13 protein-coding genes are annotated in these 13,048 nt (G+C 70.1%); 11 read left to right on the top strand and 2 right to left on the bottom strand.

Annotation, left to right across the window (positions count from 1 at the left end; all coding sequences use genetic code 11):
* Positions 1-15: 15 nt before the first annotated feature.
* Genes E7742_RS22180 through E7742_RS22160 form a run of 5 tightly spaced genes read left to right on the top strand, consistent with a single transcriptional unit; the run spans position 16 to position 5,726 of the window.
* Complete coding sequence (locus E7742_RS22180; RefSeq protein ID WP_137801355.1) at positions 16-1,593, top strand: FadD3 family acyl-CoA ligase; 1,578 nt, start codon at positions 16-18, stop codon at positions 1,591-1,593.
* Positions 1,590-2,471 (top strand): enoyl-CoA hydratase, encoded by an 882-nt coding sequence (locus E7742_RS22175; protein WP_137800912.1) that lies wholly within the window; start codon positions 1,590-1,592, stop codon positions 2,469-2,471. The genes E7742_RS22180 and E7742_RS22175 overlap by 4 nt, the downstream gene beginning before the upstream one ends.
* The gene (locus tag E7742_RS22170) at positions 2,471-3,610 is read left to right on the top strand and encodes an acyl-CoA dehydrogenase family protein (protein ID WP_137800911.1); all 1,140 of its coding nucleotides are present in this window, start codon (positions 2,471-2,473) and stop codon (positions 3,608-3,610) included. Before E7742_RS22175 ends, E7742_RS22170 begins: the two co-directional genes overlap by 1 nt.
* On the top strand, positions 3,607-4,593 hold the full coding sequence (locus E7742_RS22165; RefSeq protein WP_137800910.1) for an acyl-CoA dehydrogenase family protein: 987 nt from the start codon (positions 3,607-3,609) through the stop codon (positions 4,591-4,593). The genes E7742_RS22170 and E7742_RS22165 overlap by 4 nt, the downstream gene beginning before the upstream one ends.
* Positions 4,590-5,726: an acyl-CoA dehydrogenase family protein gene (locus tag E7742_RS22160; protein WP_254699110.1), complete on the top strand. Its 1,137-nt coding sequence runs from the start codon at positions 4,590-4,592 to the stop codon at positions 5,724-5,726. The genes E7742_RS22165 and E7742_RS22160 overlap by 4 nt, the downstream gene beginning before the upstream one ends.
* 66 nt (positions 5,727-5,792) lie before the next feature.
* Here the strand turns inward: E7742_RS22160 and E7742_RS22155 are convergent, their stop codons facing one another.
* Both E7742_RS22155 and E7742_RS22150 read right to left on the bottom strand, forming a co-directional pair.
* Complete coding sequence (locus tag E7742_RS22155) at positions 5,793-6,434, bottom strand: ScbR family autoregulator-binding transcription factor (protein ID WP_137800909.1); 642 nt, start codon at positions 6,432-6,434, stop codon at positions 5,793-5,795.
* Positions 6,435-6,505: 71 nt separating this feature from the next.
* Positions 6,506-7,330: an HAD family hydrolase gene (locus tag E7742_RS22150; RefSeq protein ID WP_137800908.1), complete on the bottom strand. Its 825-nt coding sequence runs from the start codon at positions 7,328-7,330 to the stop codon at positions 6,506-6,508.
* Between the two features lie 77 nt (positions 7,331-7,407).
* On the opposite strand from E7742_RS22150, the gene E7742_RS22145 reads away from it, so the two are divergent.
* The 6 genes from E7742_RS22145 to E7742_RS22120 all read left to right on the top strand — a co-directional run bounded on the left by E7742_RS22145 (position 7,408) and on the right by E7742_RS22120 (position 13,001).
* Positions 7,408-7,866, top strand: coding sequence for a DUF2867 domain-containing protein (locus E7742_RS22145; RefSeq protein WP_137800907.1), 459 nt, complete (start codon positions 7,408-7,410; stop codon positions 7,864-7,866).
* Positions 7,867-7,933: 67 nt separating this feature from the next.
* Complete coding sequence (locus E7742_RS22140) at positions 7,934-8,314, top strand: hypothetical protein (protein WP_137800906.1); 381 nt, start codon at positions 7,934-7,936, stop codon at positions 8,312-8,314.
* An 81-nt stretch (positions 8,315-8,395) separates the two neighbouring features.
* Positions 8,396-8,944: a 2Fe-2S iron-sulfur cluster-binding protein gene (locus E7742_RS22135; protein WP_137800905.1), complete on the top strand. Its 549-nt coding sequence runs from the start codon at positions 8,396-8,398 to the stop codon at positions 8,942-8,944.
* On the top strand, positions 8,941-9,966 hold the full coding sequence (locus E7742_RS22130) for an FAD binding domain-containing protein (protein ID WP_137800904.1): 1,026 nt from the start codon (positions 8,941-8,943) through the stop codon (positions 9,964-9,966). Before E7742_RS22135 ends, E7742_RS22130 begins: the two co-directional genes overlap by 4 nt.
* Positions 9,963-12,059 (top strand): xanthine dehydrogenase family protein molybdopterin-binding subunit, encoded by a 2,097-nt coding sequence (locus E7742_RS22125; protein WP_137800903.1) that lies wholly within the window; start codon positions 9,963-9,965, stop codon positions 12,057-12,059. The genes E7742_RS22130 and E7742_RS22125 overlap by 4 nt, the downstream gene beginning before the upstream one ends.
* A 66-nt stretch (positions 12,060-12,125) precedes the next feature.
* Positions 12,126-13,001: an aldo/keto reductase gene (locus E7742_RS22120; protein ID WP_137800902.1), complete on the top strand. Its 876-nt coding sequence runs from the start codon at positions 12,126-12,128 to the stop codon at positions 12,999-13,001.
* Positions 13,002-13,048: the final 47 nt, after the last annotated feature.

Raw genomic sequence — 13,048 nt, 5'->3', positions numbered from 1 at the left:
ATTGTGAGCACGAATGTGACCACCGAGCCCCGGACGACCCCGGCCGCGCTGTGGCGCGCCGCTGAACAATTCGGATCGAACGAGGCTGTGGCGGACGGATCCGACCGGACCACTTACACCGAGCTGCTCGAGCGGGTGCGGCTCGCGGCCCGCGCGCTCATGGCCAAGGGCGTCGAGGCGGGAGACCGCGTTGCGGTCTGGGCACCCAACACCCACCACTGGATCGAGGCTTTCCTCGCGGCGCAGTACGCCGGCGCCACCCTGGTGCCGATCAGCACCCGCTACACCGGACACGAGGCGCTCGATCTCCTCGAGCGCACCCAGGCGAAGGTCCTGGTCGTCCCGGACCGTTTCCTCAAGGCCGACCGGCTGGCCGACGTCCTGAAGGCCGCGGGGCCGCAGGGCATCCCGACACTGCAACTGGTCCTCCGCACGCCGTCCGACGATCCCGACTCGGGCGCCCCCACGACGGAGTTCCCCGGCGGCGAGATCCTCGAGTGGGACCAGCTGGCAGCGGCCGCCGAGCCCGTGTCCACGGACGAGGCGGATGCCCGTGCACGCGCCGTCTCCCCCGACGACGTCGCCGACATCCTGTTCACGTCGGGCACCACGGGTAAGAGCAAGGGCGTCATGACCGCCCACCGTCAGACCGTGGGCATCGCCGACGCGTGGGCCGACTGCGCGGCAGTCGACGCGAACGACCGCTACCTGGTCATCAACCCGTTCTTCCACACCTTCGGCTACAAGGCCGGGATCATGGTGTGCCTCCTGCGCGGCGCCACGATCGTGCCCGCCGCGGTCTTCGACGTTCCCACGATCATGACGATGATCGCCGACGAGAAGATCAGCGTGCTGCCCGGCGCGCCCACGATCCACCAGACGATCCTCGACTTCCCCACCCGCGACGAGTACGACCTGTCGAGTCTGCGGGTCGCGATCACCGGTGCGGCCGCGGTCCCGGTGGTGCTGGTCGAGCGCATGCAGGCCGAACTCGGCTACGACGCCGTCATCACCGCCTACGGCCAGACCGAGGCCGTCGTGGTGACGATGTGCCGCACCGACGACGACCCGGTCACGGTCGCGACCTCGTCGGGCCGCGCGATCCCGGGCATGGAGGTCCGGATCGGCGAGAACGGCGAGATCCTGGTGCGCGGCGAGAATGTGATGCTCGGTTACCTCGACGACCCCGAGGCGACGAGGAAGACGATCGACGAGGACGGCTGGCTGCACACCGGTGACGTCGGCGTCCTCGACGAGCGCGGCTACCTCGACATCACCGACCGGCTCAAGGACATGTACATCTCCAACGGGTTCAACGTGTACCCGGCCGAGGTCGAGAACGCGCTCGCGCGAATGGATTCCCTCGCCGAGGCCGCCGTCATCGGCATCCCGGACGAGCGGGCCGGCGAGGTGGGGCGCGCGTACGTCGTGCCGAAGCCCGGAGTCACGGTGACCCCCGAGGAGGTCATCGCGTTCTGCAAGGAGCGGCTCGCCAACTTCAAGATTCCGCGCGAGGTGAAGATCGTCGGCGGACTGCCGCGCAATCCCTCGGGCAAGGTGCTCAAGAACGATCTGCGGGAGGGCAAGGCATGACCGTCCCCCACGATGTCACCGCTCGGGGCGATGTCCCCGACGAGGGGGAGGTCGTCACCTACGAGGTGCGTGACCACGTCGCGATCGTGACGATGAACCGTCCCGAGTACCGCAATGCCCAGAACTCGGTGATGACGTACGCCCTCGACGCCGCGTTCGAACGAGCCGTCGAGGACGACGACGTGAAGGTGATCGTGCTGGCCGGCAACGGCGAGCACTTCAGCGCCGGCCACGACATCGGCACCCCCGGCCGCGATCACCACGTGCACTACGAGAACAAGGCCGCGCTGTGGTGGGACCACCTCGGCAAGGACGGCGGCGACCAGCGCTTCGCCCGCGAGAGCGAGGTGTACCTGGGGATGTGCCGCCGGTGGCGGGAGATCCCGAAGCCGATGATCGCCCAGATCCACGGCGCGTGCATCGCCGGCGGACTCATGCTCTCGTGGTGCTGCGACCTGATCGTCGCGTCGCAGGACGCGTTCTTCGCGGACCCGGTCGTCCGCATGGGCGTGCCCGGCGTCGAGTACTTCGCCCACCCGTGGGCGCTGGGGACTCGGTTCGCGAAGGAGATCCTCTTCACGGGCGACCGCTTCTCCGCGCAGCGCGCGTACGAGGTGGGCATGGTCAACCGGGTGGTGCCGCGCGCCGAACTCGAGGCGGAGACCCTGGCGCTGGCAGCCCGCATCGCGGAGATGCCGCGGTTCGGTCTGGCGCTGACCAAGAAGGCTGTCAACCAGTGCGAGGACCTGATGGGTCAGCGTGCCGGTATGGATTCGGTGTTCGGCCTGCACCACTTCGCCCACGCGCACAACGCCGAGGTGGGCAGGGACTCGCTGGGTGGAATGGACGTCAACAGTATGAAAGCGAAGGCGAAATAGTGGATCTCGAACTGGATGAAAAGGCCCGCGCCTTCCAGCTGGAAGTGCGCGAATGGCTCGCTGCCAACGTCCCGGCGGAGCCGCTGCCGTCGATGGACACCGCGGAGGGCTTCGAGGCCCACCGCGAGTGGGAGCACAAGCTCGCCGACGCCCGCCTGTCGACCGTCTCGTGGCCCGAGGAGTTCGGCGGCCGCGACGCGTCGATGATCGAGTGGGTCCTCTTCGAGGAGGAGTACTACAAGGCCGGTGCCCCCGGCCGGGTCAGCCAGAACGGCATCTTCCTGTTCGCGCCCACGCTGTTCGAGCACGGCACCGAGGAGCAGCTCGCGCGCATCATGCCGAGCATGTCCCGCGCCGACGTCATCTGGGCGCAGGCCTGGTCCGAACCGGAGGCCGGCAGCGACCTCGCGGGCATCCGGTCGACGGCCCGTCGCACCGAGGGCGGCTGGATCCTCAACGGGCAGAAGACGTGGAGCTCGCGCGCGGTGTACGCGGACTGGGGCTTCGGCATGTTCCGCACCGATCCGGAAGCGCAGCGCCACAAGGGCCTGACGTACTTCATGTTCCCGCTGAACCAGGACGGCGTCACCGTCCGGGCGATCCCGCAGCTCGACGGCGAGCCCGGCTTCGCGGAGATCTTCTTCGAGGACGTCTTCGTCCCCGACGCCGACGTCGTCGGCGAGGTCAACAACGGCTGGCGGGTCGCGATGAGCACCGCCTCCAACGAGCGCGGCCTGTCGCTGCGCAGCCCGGGCCGCTTCATCTCCGCGGTCAACCGCCTGATCGAGGTGTGGAAGTCGAACGCGGACGTGACCGACACCGCGGCCCGTGACCGTGTCGTCGACGCGTGGATCGGCGCCGAGGCCTACCGCCTGCACACGTGGGGCACCGTCACCCGCATGCTCGAGGGTGTCCCCCTCGGCGTCGAGGGTTCGATCAACAAGATCTTCTGGTCCGAGCTCGACGTCCGCATCCACGAGACGGCCCTCGACCTGCTGGGCGCCGACGGCGAGCTCGCCGGCAAGTGGCAGGACGGGTACCTGTTCTCGCTGTCCGGCCCGATCTACGCCGGCACCAACGAAATTCAGCGCAACATCGTTGCCGAGCGGCTGCTCGGACTCCCGAAGGCGGATCGATGAAATTCTCCCTGTCCACCGAGCAGCGCGATTTCGCGGACAGCCTCCGCAGCCTGCTCGCCAACGCCAAGACCCCGGCCGTCGTCCGGTCCTGGGGTGAGAACGACACCGCCGCGGGTCTGGCCCTGCTGCAGCAGCTCGCCGAGACCGGTGTGACCGCGCTGGCGGTGCCCGAGGAGTTCGACGGCATCGGCGCGCATCCGACCGACCTGGCCGTCGCGTTCATCGAGCTGGGCCGCGCCGCGGTCCCGGGCCCGATCCTGGAGACGGCGGCAGCCGTCCCCGCGCTGCTGTCGGCGCTGGGAGATCAGGAACTGGGCAAGCGGTTCCTGCCCGGCATCGCCGAGGGCACCCTCGCGTCGCTGGTGCTCGAGCCGTCCACCCCGCGCGCTCTCGACGCCGATGTCGCCGAGCCGGTGCTGCGGGTTTCCGGAGACACCCTCGAGCTGGTCCGCCCCACCACGCAGCTCGAGTCGGTCGACCCGGCTCGTCGCCTGTTCGAGGTGGAGTCGGTCGAGACACTCGCGCAGGGCGCGGACGTCGCCGCGGCCGCCGAGAAGGCCTACGACCTGGCCGTGCTCGCGGCGTCGGCGCAGCTGATCGGTGCCGGCCACGCGATGATCGAGACCGCCACCGAGTACGCCAAGAACCGCTCGCAGTTCGGCCGCGTCATCGGTAGCTTCCAGGCTGTCAAGCATCACCTGTCCGACGCGCTCGTGGCTGTCGAGATGGCCACCCCGCTGGTGTACGGCGCGGCGATCTCCATCGCGGACGGAGCCGACACCATCGGCCGCGACGTGTCGGCCGCGAAGGTCGCCGCCGCGAACGCCGCCTACGTGGCGTCGCGCAAGGCCCTGCAGGTGCACGGCGCCATCGGTTACACCCTCGAGTGCGACCTGTCGCTGTGGCTGACCAAGGTGCGGGCACTGCAGTCCGCCTGGGGCACCGCCTCGGCCCACCGCGCACGGATTGCGAGCGCGCTGTGAGCGGGGTCGGAGTGTTCGAGGAGGAGCAGCTCGAGCTCCGCAAGACGGTGGCGCAGCTGCTGAGCAAGCGCGCCGACGCGGCCGCGTTGCGCAAGACGCTCGAGTCCGGCGACGCGTTCGACCGCGGCCTGTGGGACGTGTTGTGCCAGCAGGTCGGTGTCGCGGCCCTGGCGATCCCCGAGGAGTTCGGCGGCTTCGGCGCCACCCTCGTCGAGCAGCACCTGGTGCTCGAGGAGCTCGGCGCCGCGCTGACGCCGTCGCCGATGTTCGGTTCCGCGGTGCTGGCCGCCCAGGCGATCCTGGCGACGGGCAACACCGAGGCGTGCGAGCGTCTGCTGCCCGGCATCGCCGAGGGTTCGTCCATCGCCGCGCTGTGCTGGGTGGGCCCCGAGGGGCACTGGCGCAGCACCGAGGTCGCGTGCACCGCGTCCGGTGACGACGCGTCCGCGTACACCGTCTCGGGCACCGCGCACTACGTGCTCGACGGCGCGCACGCCGACGTGCTCATCGTGGCTGCGTCCGTGGAAGGCACGGACGGCGTCATCGGTTTGTTCGAGGTCGACCCGTCCGCCGACGGCGTTGCGCGCCGTCAGCTCCCGACGATGGATCTCACCCGCCCGATGTCGTTGGTGGAGTTCGCCTCCGCGCCCGCCGTCCGGCTCACCGCCGACGACGCCTCCGCCGCGCTCGAGCAGGTGCGCCGCATCGCGATCGTCGCGCTGTCGGCCGAGCAGGTCGGTGCCGCGGCCCGCTGCCTGCAGATGACCGTGGACTACAGCAAGGATCGCGTGCAGTTCGGGCGCGCAATCGGCAGCTTCCAGGCGCTCAAGCACCGCATGGCCGACCTGTACTTCCTGGTGGAGACGGCCCGGTCGGCGTCGTATGCGGCCGTCCACTCGCTGAGCGAGGGCCTGCCGTCGGCCGCGGCCGACGCCGCGGTCGCGAAGGCGTACTGCTCGGAGGCGCTGCTGGCGGTGACCGGCGACTCGATCCAGCTGCACGGCGGCATCGCGATCACCTGGGAGCACGACGCGCACCTGTTCTTCAAGCGCGCGCACGGCAGCGCCCAGCTGTTCGGGCAGCCCGAGCAGTTCCTCGAGGAGATGGAGACGCTCGCGGGCCTGTCCGCCTGACCCCGTCCCGACGCCGAGAGCCGGCCCGGAGAGATTCCGGGCCGGCCCTCGGCGTGTTCGCTGGTGTCAGGCGTCGGTCGGCGTCCAGCGCGCGGCGCGGATGCGATCGATCTTGTGCCGTCGCCGGGGGGCGACGATCCCGGGTAACAACAGCTTGAGCATCTGGTCGATGCGCTCGTACAGATCCTGCCGTCCGGTCAACACGTGCGAGACCAGTTGCACGCCCGTGAAGGAGCCGACGATGAAGCGCCCCAGCTCGGCGGGGACGACGGTGTCGACCACGTCGCCCTCGGCGATCGCGGCGCGCGCGACGTGCTCGCACGCGTCGATCCAGTCGGCGTACGGCTTGCGGGGACCGTCGTCGGCGCTCATCTCGAGGGTCAGGCGGATCCCGGCGCGCACGATCGGGTCCTCGATCATCTGGCGGCCCATCTCGTAGCAGAGCATCGCCAACTGCTCGAGCGCCGGCTCACTCGACGACAGGATGGCCTCGACGGCCTTCATCGTGATGGCGTGCTGCTCCTCTATGACCACCTTCGCCAGATCGTCCTTCGACTTGAAGTGGAAGTACAGCGCGCCCTTCGTGATTCCCGAGAGCTCCACGATCTCGGCCAGACTCGCGCGTTCGTACCCCGCGCGGTCGAACATTTCGGAAGCACCCTTGACGATCTGCTGGCGCGTGATCCACGCCCGCTCCTGCTTGAGCATTCGGTCGTACCCTTCGTCTCACTCGCCCCCGCGGATTGCATCATTGCGGACGGCGAGGGATCGGACCAGAGTCAGACGCGAATTCGGGCCACGAGTTCCTCGAGGTACTGCGCGACACCGTCTTCGTCGTTGCTCGGCAGTACCCGAGTGGCGAGCGCCCGCACCTCCGGCAAGGCATTCTCCGGACAGAGCGCGACGCCACCCCACATCAGCATCGGAATATCGTTCACGGCGTCGCCGATCACCGCAACCTCCTCGGCGGCGATGCCCCGGGACGCGCACAGCTGCGCGAGTGCGGTGGCCTTCGAGACGCCCGTCGCGGCCATCTCGACGTACGGTGCGCCGGAGTGCGTCAGTTCCACCCCGGCGACGCCGGCCGCGGCCGCCAGTCGGTACAACTCCAAGCTGGGTACCTCGGGATGACGTGCGACGATCTTGACCATCGGCTCGCCCATCCGCGGTAGCTGTTCCTCGAGGATCATCTCGTCGAGGGTCCGGTGATGGTCGGCGTACTCGCACAGCGCCGCGTACTCCGGCTCCGCCACGAACGTCGTCGGCCCCACGTTCGCGAACACGACGCCCGGGACCAGTGTGCGGACCCGTTCCATCGCCGCGAGCGCCTCGGCCACCTCGATCGAGACGGTGCCGGTGATCTCGGGAGTGCCGTCGGCGAGGTCGAGCGTGACGGCCCCGTTGGCGCAGATCGCCTCCCCCCGGAACCCGCACGACTGCGCGAGCGCCGACACCGAGTGCCTGGCGCGGGCGGTCGCCCACACCACCTCCACGCCGGCGTCGCGCGCGGCCGCCATCGCCTGCGCGCTCCGCGGCGAGACGGTCCGGTCGGACCGCAGGAGAGTCCCGTCGAGGTCCGAGGCCACCAGCCTGATTCGTCTCACCCGACGATGATCCCAGCCGCCGGGCGTGCGTCGCTCGCCGGGACGGGCAGCCGCCCGGTGCGTGGCAGGATGACGCCATGCCGCGCCCCGCCTTCTGGTCGATGGCCCTCGAGGACATCCCCCGCCCGGACTACGTCGACGTCGTCGCGGTGCCGCTGCCCGCAGGCGCCACCGACGATCCACGGGTCTGGGCGGAGACGGTGTTCGCGGTCGACGCCAGCCCCCGGTGGGTCCGGCTGGCCTTCGCCGTCCGGCAGATGCTGGTGCCGCTGATCGGGGTGCCTCGCGGCGGGCGCGACGTCTTCGCCGTCGCCCGCGTGCAGGACGGCGAGGCGCTCGTCAGCGCCGACGATCGGCATCTGGACTTCCGGGCCGCCGTCGCGGTCGACGCCGAGACCCGCCTGGTCCGGATGACGACGGTCGTGCGGTTGAAGGGCTGGCGTGGACGCGTCTACTTCGCCCCGGTCGGCGTGGTGCACCCGGTGGTCGTGCAGTCCATGCTCCGCCGTGCCTGCGTCAGGCTCACCCCGCGCTGATGGGTCGGCGGCTGCACACGGTGCCGCCGTCGCGGTGGTTGTCGGGCCGCTGCGACATGATGGCCGCATGAGGACGCGCGTGATCCACTTCGTCAGCCCCACCCCGATTCCGGAGTTCCTGTACTACGCACCGCCTGCGGGCATCGCTCGGCTCGCGGAGCTCATCGCCGTGGCGAATCAGTTCGACAGGAAGGACCGGGAGATCCACCAGGTCGAGAACCTGCTGCGGCTCTACGCGGAGTACACGAGCGTGGAAGTGGTCGAAGACGGCCTCGACCAGACGTCCTGGGGGATCTCGTTCATCGTGGACAATCCGATCTCGACGGCACTACAGGAAGCCAAAGCCCTCGGCGTGGACCTTCCGATCTTCCTCCAACCGGACAGGCTCGAGGTCCAGGTGCCGTGGACCCAGATCAAGGCGATCACCCTGGCCCCCACGGCCGGCTGAGCCGCCGGGTCGCTCGGGCACTCGGACGACGCAGAGCCCCGTTCGGGTTTGCGCTTCTGCGTGACGGGTATTCGGTCTCTCATGGAAGCGCAAGTCAGCCTGACGGTGGACGGCGAGCAGCGGACGGTGTCGATCGACACGCGGACGACACTGCTCGACGCGTTACGGGACCGCCTCGGGATCCACTCGCCGAAGAAGGGCTGCGACCACGGGCAGTGCGGATCGTGCACGGTGCTGGTCGACGGCCGTCGCGTGACCTCGTGCCTGTCGCTGGCGGTGGCGCAGGACGGGGTGACGGTCGTGACCGCGGCCGGGCTGGCGAGCACGGACGACGCCGGCGGCGACGGCGCCACGCCCGACGAACTGCATCCGATGCAACGAGCGTTCATCGACCAGGACGGGTTCCAGTGCGGGTACTGCACACCCGGACAGGTGTGTTCGGCGGTGGGCATGCTCGACGAGTTCGCGGCCGGAGCACCGAGTCACGTCACCGAGGATCTGACCGGGGAGACCGAACTGACCGACGCGGAGATCCGAGAACGGATGAGCGGCAACCTGTGCCGATGCGGGGCCTACCCCAACATCCTGGCGGCGATCCGTCAGGCCGCGAACGAGGAGGCCGGCAGGTGATCCCGTTTCGGTACGAGCGCGCGGCGGACGTCGCCGCCGCGGTGACGTTGCTGCAGCGCAATCCCGGCGCGAAACTGCTCGCGGGCGGGACCAATCTGGTGGACCTGCTCAAGCTCGGTGTCGCCTCGCCCCACCTGCTGGTCGACATCTCGCGGCTGCCGCTGGACACCGTCGAGGAGACCGAGGCCGGCGGGTTGCGGATCGGGACGAACGTTCGCAACAGCGATCTGGCCGCGCATCCGGTGGTTCGGCAGCGGTACCCGATGCTGGCGCGTGCCCTGCTCTCGGCGGCGTCGCCGCAACTGCGCAACCTGGCGACGACGGGCGGAAACCTCTTGCAGCGCACCCGGTGCGTCTACTTCCAGGACGTCACGACCGCCTGCAACAAGCGCGATCCGGGTACCGGATGCTCCGCGATCGGCGGTTTCACCCGGCACCACGCCATCTTCGGAGCATCCGACGCGTGCGCGGCCACGCACCCGTCGGACATGGCGGTGGCACTCGCGGCGCTCGACGCGCAGGTGCTGGTCACCGGGCCGGGCGGCACTCGGCGCATCCCGATGCCCGGCTTCCACCGACTGCCCGGCCGCGAACCGGATCGCGACACCGTCCTCGCGCCCGACGAACTGATTGTCGCGGTGGAGCTTCCACCGGCCAGAGCGGGTGCGGCATCGACGTACCGGAAGGTGCGTGAGCGGGCGTCGTACGCATTCGCGCTGGTGTCGGTGGCGGCCGAGTTGGTGGTGCACGACGGCACCGTCACGCAGGCGCGGATCGCACTCGGTGGCGTCGCGCACGCACCGTGGCGCGCGGCCGCGGCGGAGGCCGTGCTTCGCGGTCGCCGCCCCGAGATGGCGGTGTTCGGGGAGGCCGCCGACGCCGAGTTGGCGTCGGCCCGGCCGTTCGCCGACAACGCTTTCAAGGTGCCGTTGGTGCGGCGCACGGTCGTGGCGGTGTTGCGCGATCTCGCCGCAGGTCCGGCCGACTCCCGGCCGTCCGACCGGGAGGTGACTCGGGCGTGAGCGCGATCGGAACATCACTGGGACGCATCGACGGGCCCGAGAAGGTCACCGGGACAGCGCCGTACGCGTACGAGCACGACGTCGCGGAACCGGTGTACCTGCATGCGATCACCGCGACGATCCCGTCCGGCACGATCACGCGCATGGACACCACGGCCGCCGAGGCGGTGGACGGGGTGCTCGCGGTCCTCACGCCGTGGAACGCACCGCGGCTGGCCGACACCTCGGACGGCGAGTACAGCATCCTGCAGGGCCCGACGGTGGCATTTCGCGGCCAGATCATCGGAGGCGTCGTCGCCGAGACCGCCGAGGTCGCGCGTCATGCACAGTCTGTGGTGCGGGTCGAGTACGACGTCCGGCCGCACGACGCCACCTTCCGGATCGACGGGCCCGACGTCTACGTTCCCGAGGTCGCGAACGGGGGATCCGACGCGGTGAGCACGGACGGCAACCCCGAGGCCGTGCTCGCGCAGGCCCGGGCGCGCGGCGGCCCGGTGGTCGACAGCTGGTACTCCTCCCCCGAGGAGCACAACAATCCGATGGAGCCGCACACGACCATCGCGTGCTGGGACCCCGCCGAGAACGCGTTGACGCTGCACGACTCCACGCAGGGCCCGCACGGCGTCGCCTCGACCCTGGCGCCGGTACTGGGCCTCGAGCCGGACCGGATCCGGGTGATCGCGCCGCACGTCGGCGGTGGGTTCGGTTCCAAGGGCGCCCCGCACGCGCACAACGTGCTGGCGGCGCTGGCGGCCCGGGCACTGCCCGGCCGGTCGGTGAAGTTCGCGGTCACCCGCCAGCAGATGTTCGTGTTCACCGGCTACCGCCCGGCCATCGCGTCGCACGTCCGTCTGGCCGCCGACGCCGAGGGGCGTATCACCGCGCTGATACACGACGCCTACTCCCAGTCCTCCCGCGTCAAGGAGTACGTCGAACAGACCGCGGTGGGGTCGCGGTCGATGTACGCGGCCGAGCACCGGAGCACGTCGCACCGCGCGGTGCCGCTGGACGTGCCGGTGCCGTACTGGATGCGGGCGCCGGGTGAGTGCCCCGGCATGTTCGCCGGCGAGGTCGCAATGGACGAGCTCGCCGAGGCGTGCGGCCTCGACCCGATCGAGCTGCGCGTCCGCAACGATCCGCCGACCGACCCGGAATCGGGGAAGCCCTGGGCGTCGCGGCGCCTGGTCGACTGCCTCCGCGAGGGCGCACGACGGTTCGGCTGGGACGCGCGGGCGCGCACGCCGGGCACCTGCCGCGTCGGCAACGCGCTCGTCGGCCTGGGAGTGGCCAGCGCCGCCTACCCGCACATGATCAACCCCGGCTCGCAGGCGACGGTCACGCTGCGGGAAGACGGGCGCTACGGCGTGCAGATCGACGCCGTGGACATCGGGACCGGCACGTGGACCACGCTCACCCTCATCGCCGCCGACGCCCTCGGCTGCCCGCCCGAGCGGGTCGTGCTCGAGATCGGCGACAACGCGCTGCCGTCCGCGTCCGTGGCGGGCGGCTCGTCCGGGACGTCGTCGTGGGGAGCGGCGATTCTGGCGGCCGTCGACGCGTTCCGACAGCGGTACGGCCACGAACCGGCGGTGGGCGCGTCGGTGACGGCCGGTTCCGACGCCGAGCCCGACGAGGACTACCAGCCCTATTCGTTCGGCGCGCACTTCGTCGAGGCGCGGGTGGACGTCGACACCGGGGAGATCACGGTGCCGCGCATGCTGGGAGTGTTCTCGATCGGCCGGGTGATCAATCCCCGCACCGTGCGGTCACAGTTCATCGGGGGCATGACCTTCGGCATCTCGATGGCGTTGCAGGAGGAGAGCGTTCGCGATCCGCGGTTCGGGCACGTCGTGACGCAGGACTTCGCGACGTACCACATTCCGGTCCACGCGGACGTGCAGGACGTCGACGCGGTCTGGCTCGACGACGTCGACACCCGGGCCACGCCGATGGGCTCGCGCGGTGCCGGGGAGATCGGCAACGTCGGTAGCGCGGCGGCGGTGGTGAACGCGATCTACAACGCCACCGGCGTCCGGGTCCGCGATCTGCCCGTGCGCGCCGACGCGCTGCTGTCCGGTCTGCCGGAAGCCTGACAGCGCGCCGGCGAGAGACGCACCACTCGCCCGGCGGCCCCCGCCGAACGCTCCTAGCCTGGATTCATGACCACTCCCGAGATCGACCTGAATTCCGGAACAGTCATTCCCCAGCTCGGCCTGGGTGTCTGGCAGGCCACCAACGACGAGACCGAGCACGCCGTCCGCTTCGCGCTCGACGACGCCGGCTACCGGCACATCGACACCGCCGCGGCCTACGGCAACGAGGAGGGTGTCGGCCGCGGCATCGCGGCCTCGTCCGTGCCGCGCGAGGACATCTTCGTCACCACCAAGTTGTGGAACTCCGACCATGGCTACGAGTCGGCACTGCGGGCGTTCGACGCGAGCCTGTCGCGGCTGGGGCTCGACTACGTGGACCTGTACCTGATCCACTGGCCGCTTCAGGACCAGGAGACCCGGCTGCGCACGTGGGACGCGTTCGAGAAGATCGCCGAATCCAGCCGCGCCAAGGCGATCGGCGTGTGCAACTACGAACCTCACCACCTGCAGGAACTGGTCGACCGCGGCGGGATGCTGCCCGCCGTCGACCAGGTGGAGTTGCACCCCCATCTGCCGCAGCACGCGATCCGGGACTTCGCTGCGCTGCACGGCATCGCGGTGGAGTCGTGGAGTCCGCTCGGTGGTACCAGCAACGCCGGGTGGGGTGACGCGTCCAAGCCCAACACCCTGCTCGACGACCCCGTCCTCACCCGCATCGGTGAGGCGTACGGGAAGTCCCCCGCGCAGGTCCTCATCCGGTGGCATCTGCAGAACGGGTTGATCGTCATCCCGAAGTCGGTGCACGACAGCCGGATCGCGCAGAACATCGAGGTGTTCGACTTCCACCTCACCGACGGCGACCTCGCGGACATCGCGACGCTCGACGACGGCACCCGCGTCGGCTTCCATCCGGACGAGATGAACATGGGCGCCCCCGAGTAGAAGATTCCCGAAAGGGGTCCCGCGCGCGGTCCTTTCCCGCAGGATGT

It is taken from the genome of Rhodococcus sp. SGAir0479 (assembly GCF_005484805.1).
Taxonomy (GTDB): Bacteria; Actinomycetota; Actinomycetes; order Mycobacteriales; family Mycobacteriaceae; genus Prescottella.
This window is presented reverse-complemented; position numbering and strand designations above follow the sequence as displayed.

Excerpts from the sequence above, each read along its gene's own strand:
- E7742_RS22135 (WP_137800905.1), top strand. The coding sequence starts at position 8,396 with ATGGAAGCGCAAGTCAGCCTGACGGTGGACGGCGAGCAGCGGACGGTG.
- E7742_RS22145 (WP_137800907.1), top strand. The coding sequence starts at position 7,408 with ATGCCGCGCCCCGCCTTCTGGTCGATGGCCCTCGAGGACATCCCCCGC.
- E7742_RS22155 (WP_137800909.1), bottom strand. The coding sequence starts at position 6,434 with ATGCTCAAGCAGGAGCGGGCGTGGATCACGCGCCAGCAGATCGTCAAG.
- E7742_RS22175 (WP_137800912.1), top strand. The coding sequence starts at position 1,590 with ATGACCGTCCCCCACGATGTCACCGCTCGGGGCGATGTCCCCGACGAG.
- E7742_RS22140 (WP_137800906.1), top strand. The coding sequence starts at position 7,934 with ATGAGGACGCGCGTGATCCACTTCGTCAGCCCCACCCCGATTCCGGAG.
- E7742_RS22120 (WP_137800902.1), top strand. The coding sequence starts at position 12,126 with ATGACCACTCCCGAGATCGACCTGAATTCCGGAACAGTCATTCCCCAG.
- E7742_RS22165 (WP_137800910.1), top strand. The coding sequence starts at position 3,607 with ATGAAATTCTCCCTGTCCACCGAGCAGCGCGATTTCGCGGACAGCCTC.